The sequence below is a fragment of the Cupriavidus sp. HPC(L) genome (genome assembly GCF_000307735.3).
Taxonomy (GTDB): Bacteria; Pseudomonadota; Gammaproteobacteria; order Burkholderiales; family Burkholderiaceae; genus Cupriavidus.
The window spans coordinates 1-17,110 of record NZ_AMPR02000079.1 but is presented as its reverse complement, the minus strand read 5'-3'; the positions used below and the strand labels follow the sequence as shown (position 1 = coordinate 17,110).

Annotated in this window: 13 protein-coding genes and 1 pseudogene; 4 read left to right on the top strand and 10 right to left on the bottom strand. The window is 65.8% G+C overall.

Translation table 11 applies throughout. The annotated features are described in order from the left end of the window. Positions 1-61 precede the first annotated feature (61 nt). The 4 genes from B551_RS06345 to B551_RS06330 all read right to left on the bottom strand — a co-directional run bounded on the left by B551_RS06345 (position 62) and on the right by B551_RS06330 (position 6,934). Positions 62-958: a peptidyl-prolyl cis-trans isomerase gene (locus B551_RS06345; protein ID WP_006575492.1), complete on the bottom strand. Its 897-nt coding sequence runs from the start codon at positions 956-958 to the stop codon at positions 62-64. Positions 959-992: 34 nt separating this feature from the next. After that, positions 993-2,780 carry a ShlB/FhaC/HecB family hemolysin secretion/activation protein gene (locus B551_RS06340; protein ID WP_043437736.1) on the bottom strand — a complete coding sequence of 596 codons (1,788 nt, stop codon included), beginning with the start codon at positions 2,778-2,780 and terminating at the stop codon, positions 993-995. Between the two features lies 1 nt (position 2,781). Next, complete coding sequence (locus tag B551_RS06335) at positions 2,782-4,929, bottom strand: filamentous hemagglutinin N-terminal domain-containing protein (protein WP_023263697.1); 2,148 nt, start codon at positions 4,927-4,929, stop codon at positions 2,782-2,784. Positions 4,930-6,013: 1,084 nt separating this feature from the next. Further along, positions 6,014-6,934 carry a LysR substrate-binding domain-containing protein gene (locus B551_RS06330; RefSeq protein WP_006575495.1) on the bottom strand — a complete coding sequence of 307 codons (921 nt, stop codon included), beginning with the start codon at positions 6,932-6,934 and terminating at the stop codon, positions 6,014-6,016. A 137-nt stretch (positions 6,935-7,071) separates the two neighbouring features. Here B551_RS06330 and B551_RS06325 point away from each other — a divergent pair, with 137 nt between their 5' ends. The 3 genes from B551_RS06325 (at position 7,072) to B551_RS06315 (ending at position 10,339) form a co-directional block, all read left to right on the top strand. After that, positions 7,072-8,541 (top strand): amidase, encoded by a 1,470-nt coding sequence (locus B551_RS06325; RefSeq protein WP_023263696.1) that lies wholly within the window; start codon positions 7,072-7,074, stop codon positions 8,539-8,541. A 75-nt stretch (positions 8,542-8,616) separates the two neighbouring features. Further along, the gene (locus tag B551_RS06320; RefSeq protein ID WP_006577269.1) at positions 8,617-9,624 is read left to right on the top strand and encodes a tripartite tricarboxylate transporter substrate binding protein; all 1,008 of its coding nucleotides are present in this window, start codon (positions 8,617-8,619) and stop codon (positions 9,622-9,624) included. A 220-nt stretch (positions 9,625-9,844) separates the two neighbouring features. Beyond that, positions 9,845-10,339 carry a Rid family hydrolase gene (locus tag B551_RS06315; RefSeq protein WP_006577268.1) on the top strand — a complete coding sequence of 165 codons (495 nt, stop codon included), beginning with the start codon at positions 9,845-9,847 and terminating at the stop codon, positions 10,337-10,339. Positions 10,340-10,480: 141 nt separating this feature from the next. Here the strand turns inward: B551_RS06315 and B551_RS06310 are convergent, their stop codons facing one another. The 3 genes from B551_RS06310 to B551_RS06300 all read right to left on the bottom strand — a co-directional run bounded on the left by B551_RS06310 (position 10,481) and on the right by B551_RS06300 (position 13,373). Then, positions 10,481-11,089: a glutathione S-transferase gene (locus tag B551_RS06310; RefSeq protein WP_006577267.1), complete on the bottom strand. Its 609-nt coding sequence runs from the start codon at positions 11,087-11,089 to the stop codon at positions 10,481-10,483. Positions 11,090-11,195: 106 nt separating this feature from the next. After that, positions 11,196-12,428, bottom strand: a complete 1,233-nt coding sequence (locus tag B551_RS06305; RefSeq protein ID WP_006577266.1) for an L-dopachrome tautomerase-related protein — start codon at positions 12,426-12,428, stop codon at positions 11,196-11,198. A 150-nt stretch (positions 12,429-12,578) separates the two neighbouring features. Then, positions 12,579-13,373 (bottom strand): SDR family NAD(P)-dependent oxidoreductase, encoded by a 795-nt coding sequence (locus B551_RS06300; RefSeq protein WP_006577265.1) that lies wholly within the window; start codon positions 13,371-13,373, stop codon positions 12,579-12,581. A gap of 99 nt (positions 13,374-13,472) precedes the next feature. Between B551_RS06300 and B551_RS06295 the strand changes: the two genes are divergently transcribed. Beyond that, positions 13,473-14,369 (top strand): LysR family transcriptional regulator, encoded by an 897-nt coding sequence (locus B551_RS06295; protein WP_006577264.1) that lies wholly within the window; start codon positions 13,473-13,475, stop codon positions 14,367-14,369. 20 nt (positions 14,370-14,389) lie between these two features. On the opposite strand, the gene B551_RS06290 is transcribed toward B551_RS06295, so the two are convergent. The 3 genes and pseudogenes from B551_RS06290 to B551_RS26465 all read right to left on the bottom strand — a co-directional run. Further along, positions 14,390-15,178 carry an aldolase gene (locus tag B551_RS06290; protein WP_023263694.1) on the bottom strand — a complete coding sequence of 263 codons (789 nt, stop codon included), beginning with the start codon at positions 15,176-15,178 and terminating at the stop codon, positions 14,390-14,392. 492 nt (positions 15,179-15,670) lie between these two features. Then, positions 15,671-16,339: a hypothetical protein gene (locus tag B551_RS06285; protein WP_006577261.1), complete on the bottom strand. Its 669-nt coding sequence runs from the start codon at positions 16,337-16,339 to the stop codon at positions 15,671-15,673. A gap of 90 nt (positions 16,340-16,429) precedes the next feature. Continuing rightward, positions 16,430-17,110, bottom strand: a pseudogene (locus tag B551_RS26465) (helix-turn-helix domain-containing protein); the annotation flags it as partial.

Below are 17,110 nucleotides of genomic sequence, written 5' to 3'. Positions count from 1 at the left end.
TCTTCGCCAGCCGCCGCCCTGTCCCGACACAGGGCGGTGCACTTGAAACGGTGTTGCCTGACTACTGCTGAATGCGGGCGCTCTTCATCAGCTCGACCACAACCTGCTCGGTCGCCTTCTGCAGCGCCAGTTGTTCCAGCTGAGCACGCAGCGGCCCCTTGATCTGGTCATACGGAGGAATCTGCGTGGGGCGCTTGGCGTCGACGCGCAGGATCCAGAAGCTGTCGCCCAGTTGCACGGGCGACGGCGACACCCCGCCCTCCGGCAGTTGGGACAGCGCTTGCGCGAGCGGCATCGGCCAATTCTGCGTATTGCCTTCCTGCAGCGGCAGCTTGAACGACACCCAGTTGAGCGCCCCGCCCTGCGCGGCCGAGGGCCCCTGGCCGTACTGGCGCGCCAGTTGCGCGAAATCAGTCCCCTTTCGCAGCTGCTCGAGCACGGTCTGCGCCGTCGCGGCGTCCTTCACCACGATGGCACTGGGCTTGAGCTCGAACTCACCGAGCGTCGCGACGATGGTGTCGAACTTCGCGCGTACGTCGCCCTCGCTGACGGGCGGCGGCTTGACCGCATCGCGCAGGTACTCCTGCATCATGGCCGTGGTCTTGGCTTGCTCCATCGCGGCCTTCACGCCGGGCCGGACGTCGTAGTTCCGCTTCTCGGCGGCCTGGCGGAACAGCTCCCGAGCGATCAGTTGGTTCTTGACCGACTCACGCAGCGTAGGCGTCTCCGGCGTATTGAGCGCCTTGATGGCTTGCTGCAGCTGTTCCTCGGGAATGGGAACACCGTTGACGCGGGCGGCCACCCCAGCGGGCAACGGGCCTTCCGACGCAGTCTTCCCGGCAGCCCGGGCGTCGGTGGCCGCTTTGTTTGCGGCGTGAGCCGTCGGCGTGGCGGCGGCAAGCACGGCGATGGTCAGGCTTGCCAGGGACGATTTCAGCGGATCCTTGAAGTTCTTCATGACGCGATTCCTTTGATTCCTTGATGTCTTCGACCTAGATCGACCAATTGAATGTGGCCAGCAATACGGTTGCCTTTTCGCCCAGCAAGGCGGGCTGAATCAGGGCGCGGCCGAGCAGCACTTCTGCCGACAGCATCTGTTGGCGGACCTTCCACTGAGCCCGAACGCCCAGGCCCGCACCCATCAGCGTGGGCCAACCGCCCTGGGCCACCAGATGTGCCTTGCCGCCGTCGAGGAAAACGTACGGCTCGATGCGAGCGTCCTGCCAGGCCGGCGCGTTCTGCCACGCCAGTTCGTTACGCACGTAGAAGCCGCTGTCTCCGGCGATCCCTCCTTCGTTGAAGCCGCGTACTGAACTCATGCCGCCGAGGAAGATCTGCTGCGTACCGAATAGCGCAACGTCGCTGTACTGCATGCGCGTCAGCCCTCGATAGCCGAGCGACGCGCCGGCGATCGAGCCCAGCGTCGCCTGGAGCGTCGCCGTCGCGTCGAGCTTGGTGAACTGGTTGTGCGCTTCGTCGCGGCCGATGCCGCCTGCATCCTCGACAGCGGACAGCCAGCGCAGGCCACGCGACACCCCGATGTCATAGGTAGACGTCGCAGGCTGTCCCATCGCCGCGAAGCGCACCAGCCCATTGAGGCCCGCACGTACCACGGTCAACCGCTGCGGAGACAGGTCGATGCCATTGACGCTGCGTTCGGATCGCGTCTTCGTCAGCGTCAGGTCGAAGCTGGTACGGCCGGTACGCGAGCGTGTCAGCACCGAGTTCCAACCAAAGATCTGGCTGAAGCTTCGCCCCTGGAGCAAGGCGATATCGCCGATGGTCTGCTGGTACTCGGAGACCGACGTGGTGTAACTGAAGGTCTGATAACCGATCGGCACCGCGCTGGACATCACCAGCGCATTGCTGTCGCGCGTCCCGATGAAATTCATGCCGATCGATTCCTGCAGGCCGATGAGGTTGCCGGCCTCCGCGCCAAACCGGTAGCGCTGCTTACCGGTCTGCGTTCCGCCGTAGTTGTCGATGCCGATGTCGTAGTAAATCCGATCGCCATAGCGATTGGTGACGGCCACCACCGACTCGCCGGGCGACTGGCCGGGCAGGATTTGCAGCGCGGCCTGATTGCGCCGCAGGCGGTTGATCTGGTCGACGCCCTGTTCGACGTCGGGAAGGCGCAGCACGTCTCCCGGGCTGGCCGGGAATGCCCATGCGGTGCCGGCATCCGTCACCAGTCCGCCGCCAACGGTATCGAACAAGCGGGCGCCTTCTGGAACCGGACGCAACGGCGTGCCATTGAGCGTATATCCGGCGATCCTGCCGGCAATGACATTCACCGTCAGCACGCCGGAAGCCAGATTCTGCGGCCCGAGGTAGGCCCGCGTGGTAATCAATCCTTCGGCGATGAACGCTTCGGACAGACGCCGGAGCAGCAAGTTGACGCGATTGCGGCCCAGGCGTTTGCCGAGGAACGGTGCCGCGATAGCGTCCATGCGGTCTGCCGGCAGGACCTGGTCACCGGTGAAGCGGATCTCGCGGATGGCGAAGGTCGGCTCCGCATCGGGCAGCGCTTCGATATCGGTGCCAGGCGGCAGGTCCGGTGCAGGCGGCAATGCGGGCGCGGCAATCTGCGCAGGCGGCTGCTCGGCTTCCTGCTGACGCTCACGCGCCTTCTGATCCTGCAGCAGGCGCTGCGCAGGGTCTTGTTCGGCCCGTATGGGAGGCAACCCAACCGGCGGCAATGGCGGCACGCCTTGCGCAATGGCGAGCGGGGAGCCGAGCAGCGCCATGCCGGCGCAAAGCAGGCGACGAAGCGGCTTCATCTCACAACCCGATCCAGGATACGAGGCCGAGATGGTTCTGCAGTGTCACCGGCGTACGGTACGGCAGGCGCAGCGTCACCATGCCACCGCTCGCGCCGACACCGTCCGGCGCCATGAAGGCGCCTCCGTCGATCTCGCCGACGCCGTCGATCCAAACCTTGCCCGTTCCGGCGCGGAACAGGCCACCGCTGTCCGCGCGATAGATGGTGGCCCAGCGATTGCCGAACCATGCCTTCATGTCGTTCTCGCGGGTAAAGGCCGTATAGCCGGCCACGCCCTGCGCCACCACGCGCGGAGCAGCGAGATGCAGGGCTCCGACGGCGAGCACGGTGCCGCCCACGTTGTCGATTCGTGTGCCGGCCGACAACGCGATGTCCTTGCCGGCCTGGATTGTTCCGCCGTAGGCCTGAACGGTGCTGGACGCTCGAGACCGGCAGAAGAACACGCAGCTGCGGTGAAGCGACGCCTGCCCTGTGAATACGGCTTCGGTACGAAGGCTATCGGTGGCTGCGATCTGTACCGCACCATCGTTCGAGAGAATGGAGCCGCCCCGATTCAGCACATTGCGCGCGGAAATCCGAACGTCGCCGCCATCGGCGGTCACGTAGGCCAGGCGCTCGGGGTCCGCCAGCGAGCCGTAGTCGACAGTCATGCCGCTCTCACGGCGGGAGAACACCAGCCAGCGCGGGCTGCGGTGCGAGTACGTCAGTTCCTGACCGTTCGCCGCGCCTTCGATATGGTCGACGACGTTCGAGAAATCCCCGCCTGCCGCGATGGAGACCATCGCGTTCGACAGAATGCGGGCATTGCGGTTGGTAATGTCGCGCCCGGCCGATATCGATACATCGTCAGCTTGACCGAAGAGGATGCCCAACTGACTGCCTTGCGTGGTCCGGTTGATCACGCTGCCGCCGGCGATCAAGGTCAACGCCCCAGCGGATTTGCCATTGCCGTCGATGCGTCTATTCCCCTGAACCAGATTGTTCAGATTGACGATATCACCCGCGCTCTCGATCAACACACCACTGCTGGCCGACGCCAGCGTGGTGGAATCGGCGCCGCCGTTCTGCAGGGTCACAGAAGCGGCGTCAAGCACCACCGCGCCGTTGGCCAGCGCGCTGCTGTCCGATATCGCTAGATCGCCGGTGGCTGCGATGGTGAGGCCGGCGCCATTGGCACGGAGGTTCGCATGGTCGAATTCGACGGCATCCTTCGCATTGACGCTGATGCCGTTGGCGGCCGTCAGGCTGCTATTTGCAATTTGCACGTTGCCGTTTGAGGTCAGCACGAAGTCGCCGTACGTTGCATTCAGCGCGCCGGCGCTGCGTACTCCGGGACCCTTATCCGTGACGATCAACTCGATGCGGCCGCTCGACAGGCTGCCAGCCGCCGTGATGTCGATCGCGTACTGGCTGGCAGTGCGAGGTTCGTCGGGCGGCGACAGTTGCAGCCACTCGTGACTGTTATCCGTCGGCGAAAGGCCGGTATCGATCATGGCCTTGCTCGCCCCCGCGGTCAGGCGGGTCACCGCCGTGAGCGACGAGAAGGTGTTGGTTACCGGTCCCTGCACGCTGATGTTTCTGGCAAGCAGGTCCAGCGCAATCAACGCGCCGCTGAGCCCCTGCGGGCCCACGACGATACTGCCGCCCGAGGTGTCGAGGTTGACGTTGCGCTGAAGGACGCCTGGGGCAATCTGCACGTCAGTAAAGCTGACCTGCCCCGTCGACAGCGCGAGATGCCCCACATTGATGAACGAGCCGCCGTTGACGGTGATGCCGTTCGGGTTGGCCAATACCACGTTCGCGCGCGGGCCGGCGACCGCCACCTCGCCCATGATCAAGCTGGGGTTCGTGCTGGTGACCTGGTTGACGATCGTGCGCGCGTTGATGCCGACGTTGTTCAGCGTGGCACCGGCACTGCCCACATCGAAGCGCGAATAGGTGTTCTGCGAGACCCCGGCTATCGCCGGCGCGATATTGACCGTCTCCCTGCCATTCGGCCCTATTGCGACGCTGGTGGCGCTGCCACCGTCCGGCACAATGCCGGCGGCAATGGCTGACGAACTCGCGCCAGCGCTCCATACGCAGACAGCACAAAAGACAGCGGTCAGCACAGCCGGGCTGCCGCAGCGGGTATTGATATTGACCATGTCAGGCGCGCTGCCCGATGCCGCGGGGCGCGCTCCTCTCGTTATTCTTGGCGTTCGCCTTGGAACAAACTTTCGCCGGATTGGCGACCTCTTGTCGGCGTTTACGACCTGGGAGAGGATGGTCTGAACCCCACTGAAGTTGGGAGAACAACTGAGGGATTGGTGGTACTGGCCGGCCCAGGGCCACTATCGAATGACGGCCATCACTAGCGCAGGTTGCGGCACTGGCGGGACCGCGTTTGCCAATTCGGGCCGATTGAGTCAAATTGAGCGCATCTGCGCCGCCTGAAGAATCCGGATCCCCAGACTGCGTAGGTCATCCTCCCACCCGCATACCAGCTTAATTTGACTTAGTGCCGTAGTTTTCAAGCAAACTGTTCTTCCATACTGGCACCAAACGATTGAATGGAAACAAAGGGAACGCGCCACATTCGATCAGGTCTTCGATAGGCCAAGCCCACAGTTTTCGGGTGGCAGTACTGTAGCGCTTGACATCTTCGGTATTTTGAAACGCCAGTACCGCCACATCATTCTCTTTCTCGCAATAAAGGCACCATGATCCGATATCGGACGCACACACGTATCGGTCCACTCGATAAATCCATCCATCCTCTGGGCCGCCGGCGCATATAGCCTCCCAATATCGGTCGCGCGAAGTGCTTGCATCGATAAAAATGGAGGAAATACCGTCATACGCTAGATCGCATGATTTATCTAGATTCACGAGACTACATACGCTTGAGTTCTCGATTCGCATCAATTCCGCTATCGCATCGATGAATTCCGGACAAAATATCCGGTCGGACTCACAGAAAACATACGCAGCCCATTTCCCGCGGAATACCCGATTTGGAAGCAAAACGTCCGGGACCATGGCGTTCTTTATGTTTTCCGACGCGGAACATCGTCCCGCATGATTTTTTTCCATAACGTTGATGATTGGCTACGTCTTAATGGGTTTACGACCGTGGCGGGAATAGTCTGAGACGCATCTTAAGTTGAAAGCGCGGACGGAGCCCATGCCCGGAACTAGCGGAGTGTACGCACTCAGCATCACTGCTTGCTACGGCATTCGACGGCCGAACTACCTAGCCTCACCTTCGCCCGCCAAGCTCTCCCTTAAGAACCCCAAAAACCCCCTCACCCCCTCCGGCAACGTCCGCCCCGCCAAAGTCTGCAGTTCGATCGAACGCCCCTTCATCCCCCGCTCCCGTATCACGGAAGCGTGCAGTTCCCCGCGGCGCAGCCGGTCTCCCACCGTCACCGCACCCGAAATCGACAACCCGCCGCCATGCAGCACAAAACTGGTCAGCGTCTCGAAATGAGTGGTAACCAGCACCGGCTCGAACACGATGCCGCGTTCGCCGGCGGCGATATCGAATAGCTGGCGCACCGTGTTGTCGGCCTCGGGCAATGCCAGCGGATACGGCTGCATCTGGGCCAGCGTCACGCTGCGAAAGCGAGCGAGCGGGTGGTCCGGGCGCATGATGGCGATCACCGGTGCCGGCTGCCGATGCTCGACGCGGATGCCCTGCTCGCCTGCGCGGCTATAAGTAATGCCGATATCGGCGTCGCCATGCAGCACGATGCCGGTGACTTCAGCGGGCGGTGCCACGCGTACATGGAAATGCAGTCCCGGATAGCGCTCGCGGAATTCGGCGATGCATCGCGGCAGGAAGTCAATGGCGAAGCCGGCCGAGCTGGCAATGCGCACACGTCCGCGCCGCAGGCCCTGCAGCGCGGCGATTTCCGAAACGACGCGGTCGGCCTCCAGAGCGCCGCGCAATGCGTAGGCGGCCAGTAATTCCCCAGCCGCACTGGCCACCATGCCGCGCGGGCGGCGATCGAATAGCGGCACGCCCAGCAGCGCCTCGAGCGAGGCGACCTGGCGGCTGACCGCCGACACGGTGACGTTGAGCCGCTGGGCGGCTTCGGTCAGCGAGCCGCTGCGGACGACTTCGAGGAAATAGCGCAGCGAGGTGTCCTGCAGACGGTGCGACAGCATCGATTCGGCTCTCCGGGGCAACCGTGCCCTGCTTTGGTTTGCGTTTTACGCAAGGATATTTGAAATAATCGGCAATTGTGCGAAATCCCGCCCCGCCCGTATGCTTTGCCGCATCAACGAAGGAGACAACCGAGACCATGTCGCCCGACCAAAACGCTTCGAGCCAGCCCACCAACTCGATCGTCGAACTCGACGCCATCGCACTGTCCCGCGCCATCCACGCGCGCGAGGTCTCGTGCGTCGAGGTGCTCGACGCCTATTTCGACCAGATCGATCGCCACAACCCGCGCGTCAACGCCATCGTTGCCCCGATGGACCGTGAGACGCTGCGCGCCCAGGCAGCCGAGCGCGATGCCGAGCTCGCACGCGGACAAAGCCGCGGACCGCTGCATGGCTTTCCGCAGGCGCCCAAGGACATCAGCCCGGCCGCGGGCATGGTGACCACCAAAGGCTCGCCGATCTTCGCTGGCCAGGTCACTCAGACCGATGCCGCGATCTTCGCGCGCATGCGCGCGGCCGGCGCACTGTTCGTCGGCCGCACCAATTCGCCCGAGTTTGGCCTGGGCGGTCACACCTACAACCCGGTCTATGGCACCACGCGCAATGCCTTCGATCCGTCGCGCTCCGCAGGCGGCAGCAGCGGCGGCGCGGCGGTCGCCGTTGCGCTGCGCATGCTGCCGGTGGCAGACGGCTCGGACATGATGGGGTCGCTGCGCACGCCAGCAGCGTTCAATCATGTCTATGGGTTGCGCACGTCGTTCGGCCTGGTGCCACACGGTCCGACCGATGAAGTCTTCTTCCAGCAATTCAGCGTGGCCGGTCCGATGGCGCGCAACGTGCCGGACCTGGCCCTGCTGCTGTCGGTGCAGGCGGGCTTCGATGCGCGCCTGCCGCTGACGCGCCGCTGCGAGCCGCCGGCCAGTTTTGTGTTGCCGCCGGAGCGCGACTGGAGCGGCGTGCGCATCGGCTGGCTGGGCAATATGAACGGCCAACTACCGACCGATCCGGGGTTGCTCGATACCTGCGCCCGCGCACTGGAACATTTCCGCGCGCTCGGCTGCACGGTGGAGCCTGCCATGCTGGCATTCGATCTGGAAACGCTGTGGCAAGCCTGGATCGATCTGCGCAGCTTCTCGGTGGCCGGCGCCAATGCCGCGCTGTGGCACGACCCTGCCAAGCGCGCGATGCTCAAGCCCGAGGCCGCGTGGGAAATCGAACGGGGCATGGCGCTGCCGAGCCCGCGCGTCTACGAAGCGATGTGCGTGCGCAGCGCCTGGTATCAGGCGTTGGTCCAGCTGTTCGAGCGTTACGACTATCTGGTGCTGCCCGCCGCGCAGGTATTTCCGTTCGACGCCGAATGGGACTGGCCGCACGCGATCGACGGCCGCGACATGGATACCTATCACCGCTGGATGCAGACCGTGGTGCCGGCGACGATGGCCGGTCTGCCGGCGCTGGCCGCACCGGCCGGCTTCGGATCGAACGGCCTGCCCGCCGGCATCCAGATCATCGGCCCCGCGCAGACCGATGCCGCCGTGCTGCAGCTCGGCCATGCTTACGACCTTGCGGGCGGTTTCTCGCGGGTGCGCAGTCCCTGGCTGGATTGAGCGCCGCCACATCCGGCGATCACACAGCCTCTCGATCGAATTCGAAGTTCACCACTGCTGGCAGGAGTGCCCTTGATGACCGCAATGCCCCCGAAGCTGCCCCCGAAGCTGCCCCCGAAGCGATTCTTTCTCGCATGCACCGGCCTGATCGCCGTCCTGGCGACGGCCCCGGCCGCCGCTCAGACGTATCCGGACCGTCCGATCCGTCTGGTGGTGCCGTTTGCCGCCGGCGGCGCGACCGACGTGCTCGGGCGACTGCTGGCGGTGGGCCTCGGCGAGAAGCTCGGCCAAACCGTGGTGGTCGAAAACAAGCCGGGCGCCAGCACCGTGATCGGCGCCACGCAGGTCGCCAAGGCCGCGCCCGATGGCTACACCCTGCTGCTCGCGGCCAGCACCACGCTGACGCTGAACCCGGCGATCCGACCCAACCTCGCCTATGACCCGGTCAAGAGCTTCACGCCGCTGGGCCTGGTCGCCGATATGAGCCTGGTGCTGGTCGCCAACCCCGACACGTCGCTGCATTCGCTGAAGGATCTGGTGACGCAGGCAAAGACCGACCCGGACAAGTTCTCCTACGGCTCGTTCGGCACCGGTTCGTCGGTGCATTTCGGCGGCGAGATGCTGAAGGCGGCCGCCGGCATCCGCATGGTGCACGTGCCCTTCAACGGCAGTGCGCCCAATCTGACGGCGCTGGCCGGCGGCCAGGTCCAGGTCGCGGTCGACACCGTCGTGGCTGGCCTGCCGCTGATCAAGGCCGGCCGGATCCGTCCGCTGGCGGTGCTGTCGCCGCAGCGCCTGCCGGCATTGCCGCAGGTGCCGACGGTCGCCGAGAGCGGCTATCCGGGCTTCCAGATGGGCACGTGGTTCGCGCTGATCGCACCGGCGGGGCTGCCCGCGCCGGTCCAGCAGAAGCTGGAGAAGGCGCTGGCCGAAGTCGTCAATGCGCCGGCCACGCGCGCTCGTCTCGTCGAACTGGCGCTGACGCCGGCCTATGGCAATGCCGCCGCGGTCAAGGCGCGGGTCGAGAAGGAGCTGCCGGAAATGCGTGCCGTCGCGGCGCGGGCGAATATCCGCGCGGAGTGAGGAATCGCCGTGGCTGGCCGTGCGGGCCAACGCGCGGAGCAACTGCACCACGACGCGCCCGCATTATTGACTGATCGGTACAAAACAAATTATCCTCGCCGGAACGCGCTTGCCCATCCGAGCGCCGTTCCCTTGAAGCAACAGTAACGGGCCCACTCGCCCGTTGTTTTTTACTGATTTTTGTACCGATCGATAAAGTCAAAATCAAGAAGCCAGCTACATGACCCAGTCCATCCCCACCCAAGTTCGACAGATTCCGACCCGCAACGGCATGGCTGTCATCCCGGCCGAGCTCGAGGCCGATGTCGCGCAGTTCCACTATGCCCCTGCCCGGCGCGTCGGCGACTTCGTTTATCTCTCCGGCGTCGTCGCCTGCAACCGGCACGCCGGGCCGATGGACGAGGCCGCGTTCTGCGACGAATTGCGTGTGGTCTTCCGGCAGATCGAGCGCTTGCTGCTGGCCTGCGGCGCGCAACTGGACGATGTCGTCGAGCTGCAGATGTTCCATGTCTTCGGCAGCGAACGCCTGGCGCTGGATAAAGCCGGACAGCTGGCCGCGATCGGCCGCGTTCGGGACGAGTTCTTTGCCGCGCCGTATCCGGCGGCCGTAGAGCTCGGGGTTGCTGATCTGAACCCGGAAGGCGGAATCGTGGAAATCAAGGCAATTGCATTTGCCCCGCTGGCGCGTGTCATGGACGCGGCGTCCCCGGCGTAATGAACGCCGGCAGACGGACCGCCTCAGTCTGCAAAGGACTATCGCTATTTGCTCCCTCTCCCCTCCCCCTCTCCCGCGAGCGGGAGAGGGGGGCACAACGGGTTCGCAACAGCGGCTGCCGTGGACCAGTACTCTGCCGCATCAGGCGTGCGGCAACGCCTCGAATACCGGAAAGCGCTCGGCGGCCGCCGTCAGCGACGCGATGGCCGGATGCTTGTCAGCATCGACCGCCCCCGGCAGCATGGCCTGCGTGAACGTCCAAACCACCGCGGTCGTCAGCTGCGCCTGCGTCAGCGCGGTCTCCTGCACCGGCACGGGCAGGCGCGCGACCTCTTCCTCGAGCAAGGCAAAGGCGCTGGTGCGCTGGCCGTCGACGCGCTCGACCCACGGCTGGTGCTGCTTCTCCGCCGGCCGCAGCATGTGCTCGTAGACGTTCTGCACCGCCTTCTCGCAAGCGGCCAGCGCCAGGCCGATCACGCGCAGCTCGCGCTGGCGCGCCGCCAGCTCCGCCGGCATCAGGCTGCGTCCGGCCAGCGCTTCGACGTAGTCGATGATCAGCGTCGAGTCCATCAGCACCACGCCGTTGTCGCAGACGAGCGATGGCGCCTTGACGACCGGGTTGATGGCGCGGAACTGCTCGAAGGTGCGGAATACCGAGACCGGTTCATGTTGGAAGGACAGCCCCAGCAGGCGCATCGTGATCGCGGCGCGGCGGACATAGGGGGAATCGAGCATGCCGATCAGTCTCATCGTTTTGGCTCCTGGGGTCGATATGGGTGCGCGGGAAATCGCCATATCATCCGTTGTCCGTAGCCTCCTTGCCAACCCCCATCGCTTCGAACCCGCCCCGCCCGGCTCAGTCGCGCTTGCCTGGGGTCCGATGCAGCGGCAGGCGCCACAACTCGTAGCGCTCCTCGCCGGCCTTGACCGCCCCTGCGAAATGCCCGTTCAGATGGCTGGCGGTAAACACCAGATCGCCGTTGGGCAGCAGCGCCGGGGTGTCGGGCCAGTGCACGCCCTCGTCGGCGGCTAACAGCGACATCGCACCGGAGGCCGGGTCGTACTTGACGATCCCGTTGCGCGTGACGTCGGTGATGTACAGGTTGCCCTTCGCGTCGGTGACGATGCCATCGGTATTGCCGCCGACGTCGCCCAGATCGCGCACCGCCGCGGCCAGGCTCTCCGGGCTGGCGCCCGGGTCGCGCAGCAGCCGCGTCGGCACGGCATGGATGTGGGTGCCCGTGGTGACGGCCCAGTACAGCGTGCTGCCATCGGGCGACAGTGCGATGCCGTTGATGCCGAGCTTCAACGGGTTGCCCGGCCACACCTCGGCGCCATGCGAGACCACCTTCGCGCCGGGCTCCGGCAGCAGGCTCGCGTGCCGGTCCAGCACGCGCCGCGCCTTGCCGGCGGCAAAGTCCACCACGATCAGGCCCGCCTGATTGTCCGGGGCGCTGCGCAGGCCGCTGTCGGAGACGTAGGCGATCCGGCGCCGCTCGTCGACGACGATATCGTTCAGGAAGCTGCCCTTGCGGTCGGCCACGCCGTCCAGCGCGATACGGCGCACCGTGCGACCGGTACGCAAATCGTAGACCATCACCTTCTGTGCGCCGGCGGGTGCCTCCGCCTGTCCCGCGACGAAGCCCATGTCGAGCGCCCATAGCCAGCCGTTGCGGCGGTCGACATGAAAGCCCAGCACATTGCGCAGATGCGTGTCCGGGGCGGCATCGACCGCATTGCCGTCCACCGACGGAAAGGCCGACAGGCGAGCGGGGCCGCTCTGCGCCGCGGTATCGAGAACGCTCAGCGTTGCGGGCGCCTCGGCGGATACCAGCCGCGGCGTACTGACGAAGGCGCGGCCCTCGGCATCGAAATGAATGCCGGCGATCGGCGCGTTGACCGAACCGGCAAATGGCGCCGGGTCCGCGCCCTGCCGGGACGGCTCCCAGCTGACGCCTGCATAGGTGCGCCAGCGTTCGAGAGGAACCTGGGCCGTGGAATCGCCGGCACCGGCAAACGCGGGCACGGCGGTGAGCGCGGTCAGCGCGGTGAACGCCAGCGCGGTAAGACGAGTTGAGGAAAGCAGCATGATGATGTCCGGAACGTTGGGCCGACAGTCAACGAGCGAGCGGTGCGGACTCGAACTCGTTCCTCCCGGCGATCGTGGTTGGCAATTGCGGTCAGTGGCCAAAGCCAATGGCTAGCGGTCAGCGGTTGCCAATTTGATTGGCGCCGCTCATCAAAGGATCGAGCGGAACGACCCGCCCTCGACACGGACGGCAGCCCCATTGGACGCAGCGCCGAGCGGACTGGCGAGCAGCGCCACCATCGCGGCGATCTCGTCCGCCTCGATCATGCGAGCGATCAGCGAACTGGGCCGGTACGTCTCGAAGAAATGCGCTTCGATCTCGGCATCGCTCATGCCCGGACGCGGCGCGGTCTGGCGCAGGTATTCGACAATGCCGTCCGAACGAGTTGCGGCCGGCAGCACGCTGTTGACCGTGACGCCGGTCCCCTTGGTCAATTCCGCCATGCCGCGTGACACCGCCAACTGCGCCGACTTGCTGACGCCGTAGTGCACCATGTCCGGCGGCGTGAAAGCGCCGACCTCGCTGGAGATAAAGATCACTCGGCCCCAGTTCCTTTGCAGCATGCGCGGGAAGTAATGGCGCGACAGCCGCACGCCGGACATCACGTTGATGTCCAGCATGCGCAGCCAGTCTTCGTCGGTGATTTCCGCGAAGGGCCGGGCTTCGTAGTAGCCCAGGTTGTTGATCAGGATGTCGGTGTCCGGCACGGCCTCGGCGAGCGCGGCAGCGCCGCTGGCACTACCCAGGTTGGCGACGAAGCCCGACACCTTGGCGGAGGGCGCGGCCGCGGCGATCTGCGCGACGGCGGCATCGAGCTTGTCGCGATGCCGCCCGGTGATCGTCACCGCAACGCCCTCGCGCGCCAGGGTCCGGGCGACGGCCAGACCAATGCCGGCCGTGGCGCCGGTAACGATGGCAGTCTTGCCTTGCAACTGAAGATCCATGGGATTCCTCGTGATCGGATGGGGATACCGGACTTTATTACCCGCACCGACGGAGATAAACTGGCCACCATCGAATTCATCTGTTCCCCGGAGGACATAATGGCGCGCCGCTTCGACCATCTTGGGGACGTGGAAGCCTTCCTGGCGGTGGTAGAGCATGGGTCGTTCACGGCCGGGGCCGTGGCGTTATCGACCACCGCTTCGGTGCTGAGCCGCGCCATCGCCCGGCTGGAGGCTCGGCTGGGCAGCCAGTTGCTGCGCCGGACCACGCGCCGCATCGGATTGACCGACGCGGGACGGCAGTATGTCGAACAGGCACGCGCTGCTTTCACGCTGCTCGACGACGCCGAGCGTGAGATACAGGGCCAGGAAGGCGAACTGTCGGGAAGGGTGCGGCTCAGCGTGCCGACCACCTATGGACACTACCGGCTGCCGCCGTTGCTGGCGCGCTTCACGCGGCAGTACCCGCGCGTGCAGGTGGAACTGAACATCACGAACCGCAATGTCGACCTGGTGGCGGAGGGCTTCGACCTCGCCATCCGTCTCGGCGAGCTGCCCGACAGCGGGCTGGTTGCGCGCAAGCTCGAAGATGCGGCGCTATGTCTGGTCGCGGCCCCGGACTATCTGTGGCGCGCGGGCACGCCGCGGACGCTGGACGATCTGCATCGCCACGTCTGCCTGCCCTTCGTGCTGCCCAGCACTGGCCGCATTGCACCCTGGGTATTTCGCGACGGCGACCGGGATATCGATTGGGCCACCAGCTCCCCGATCGCGATCTCCGACGATGTGCTGGGCGTGGTCTCGCTCGCCGAGCACGGCGCCGGCATCTGCCAGAGCTATGACTTCATCGTGCGCGACCGGATCGAGCGCGGGCGGCTGGTCGAAGTGCTGCCGCTTCTGCGGGGGCGCTCGCGGCCGTTCTCGCTGATCTACGCGCCGCACCGCCGCCAGTCGGCGGCGGCACGGGCGATGATCGATCTACTGACCGCCGGTTGAGCGGCAGCACGCACGCGGCCTCAGTCGAGATAATCGGGCTCGAGCCGTGCCAACTGACGGTGGATGCTCGCCAGATGCAGGCGCGCGCTGTCGGGATCGCCCTCGCGCATCTGCCGCGCGCACAGGGCCGCGACGTCGGGCTGCACGGGTATCAACTTGCGACCGGTGCCGTGCGCGCGCACCTGGACCTCGGCCGCACGCTCCAGGTAATAAAGATCGTCCCACGCCTGCGCGATGTTCGGCGCGGTCACCATCACGCCGTGGTTGCGCAGGAAGGCGATGTCCGCATTGCCCATCGCGTCCGCGATGCGATCGCCCTCCAGTTCATCCAGCGCCAGCCCGTTGAACGGCACCGTGGCCACGCGGCCGTAGAACTTCAGCGCGGTCTGCCCAGCCCATACCAGCGGTTCGCCATCGACCATCGCCAGCGCGGTCGCGTTCGGCATGTGCGTATGAAAGGCCGCGACCGCCGAGGGTTTGCGCATGTGCAGGCGGGCATGGATGAAGAAGGCCGTGGCCTCGGGCTCGCCATCGCCATCGAGCACGCGGCCGTCGACATGGCAGACCAGCAGACGCGAAGCCGCGACTTCGCAGAACGCCAGCCCCAGCGGATTGACCAGGAACAGCCCGGGGTGCCCCGGCAACGTCGCCGAGAAATGGTTGCAGATGCCCTCCGCCATCCCGAGCCGCGCCGCCATGCGCAGGCAGGCCGCCAGATCGATACGGGCCTGCCGGACAGCAGGATCGTTCCGCAACACCGCCGCCATCTCGGCGTCGCCCGCAGCCCGGCTCGAAAGTTGATGCGCCATGGATCGCTCCTTCAGGGTTGCACCCATCGGAGCCTAGCAAATAACTGGCAGAACGGCGGGCACGCGAGCGGGGCGCAGCCCTCATGCAGTCCCGCAAGGGGAATCTGGTATGGCAGCCCCGACCAGCACCGCGACACACGCGAGCAGGACCAGCCAAAGGATAGGCCATAGCAGGCTCGAGGGGCGGCGCCACGCCGCGATGGCAAGGCAGATCAACCCCGAGGGAACGAAGAGCGCCGACGCGCCCAAGAACAGGAAGCCGCCGCCCCAACAGCCGCCGAATTCGAGCGCGTCGAAAGAAATGGCAATCCATGCAGCGCCAAGCGCAAAACCGGCCAGCGCCCAGCGGCGTGCCGAGCGATGACGTGCGATGGAATGGGACGATGTACCGGGCGGTGACTGAGGGCCGGAGACAGAGGACATTCGGGCAACGGTGTGAGAATGGAGGGCGGCGCCGATATGGACGCGGCGAGGCCGCCGTCATCCTACCCGTTATGCACCCGCGTTGGCACCTTTCGCTTCCGCGCCAGCCCGCTTGCGCCGCACTGCCCTCACCTTGCCGCTCTCGCCCCCGCCGCAGAAGAAGCGATCGCCACCATCGGATTCGAGCCCAGACACGCCCATGCCTGCCGGCATCTCGATGCGCTCGATCACTTCGCCGGTTGCGGGATCGACATGGCGCAGGTCGCTGGCCTCGCCCTCCCAGGTGCCGTGCCACAGTTCGCCGTCGACCCACGTGACACCGGTGACGAAGCGGTCGGACGTCAGCGTGCGCAGCACCGCGCCGGTTTGCGGATCGACCTGATGGATCTTGCGATCGCGCCATACGCCGACCCATAGCGTGCCTTCAGCCCAGGCCAGTCCGGAGTTGCCGCCGTCGGTGGGTGCAGGGATGGTCGAGACAACCTGGCCGGTCTGCGGGTCGATCTTCTGGATACGGTCGCCGGCGATCTGGTACAGGTAGCGCCCGTCGAAGGCGGTGCCGGCATTGGCGGTGACATCGATCGATCGAAGCATCCGGCCGCTGTTCGGATCCATCGCGTGGAGCCCGTCTCCGGACGCGACCCAGACATGCTTGCCGTCATACGACACGCCGTGGACCGCCTCGATGCCGGGGAACGGACCGTACTCCTGGAGGACTTCTGCGGGAATGGTTTTCATGCTGGTTTCCTGGGTGGATGAGGGCCTGAAGGACATGGCGCGTCATCGAGGGCCGAGCAGGCGGCGCGATGATGCGTTCATGCCGGCATCCTAGTCCAGGCTCGGGATCGCCGGGAGTAACAAGGTCGTCGTGATTTCCGGCACCGGCGCCGTCATCCACCGGCGCGCCCGTCCATGGCCAATGGCCTGCACCTTGCCTGCCTCTGCCAGCGCGTCGAGCGCGCGTTGCACGGTGCGTTGACTGGCGCCGAGCGCCAATGCCAATCCGGAGCTCGACCACGATTCACCATCGGCCAGCAAGGCCAGCACCGCGGCATGCCGCTCGTCGACCGGCCGTGCCAGCACCACGACCGGCCGTGTGCCGTGCGGCACCAGCGCATAGCCGCGCGCCGTCGCGCGGATGTCGGCCAATGACCGAATGGCGGCACGCAGCCGGCCCATTTCGACACGCAGACGGGACCGATGCGAATCATCGGCATGCTTGATGCGAAAGGCATGCGCGATCAGGCTGTCGCGCGGTACATCGTCCGGCCAGGCCTCGCCCAAGGCGTGCGCGAGCGCGAACAGTACCGGCCGCGTGGCCAGCGGGACCACCGTGCCGGCGTGGCGCACGGCGTGGCGGCACCCGTCGACCACCAGCGTGTTCGATGCAAGCAGTGCCTCGACTTCGTCCAGCCGTAGTTGTCGCGTTTCGCCGCGATCGATCAGGCGGGCCGCGGGACCGGCGAGCATCGCGGCGGTCCGGTCGACCTCCGCGGCCAGGGCCGGAAT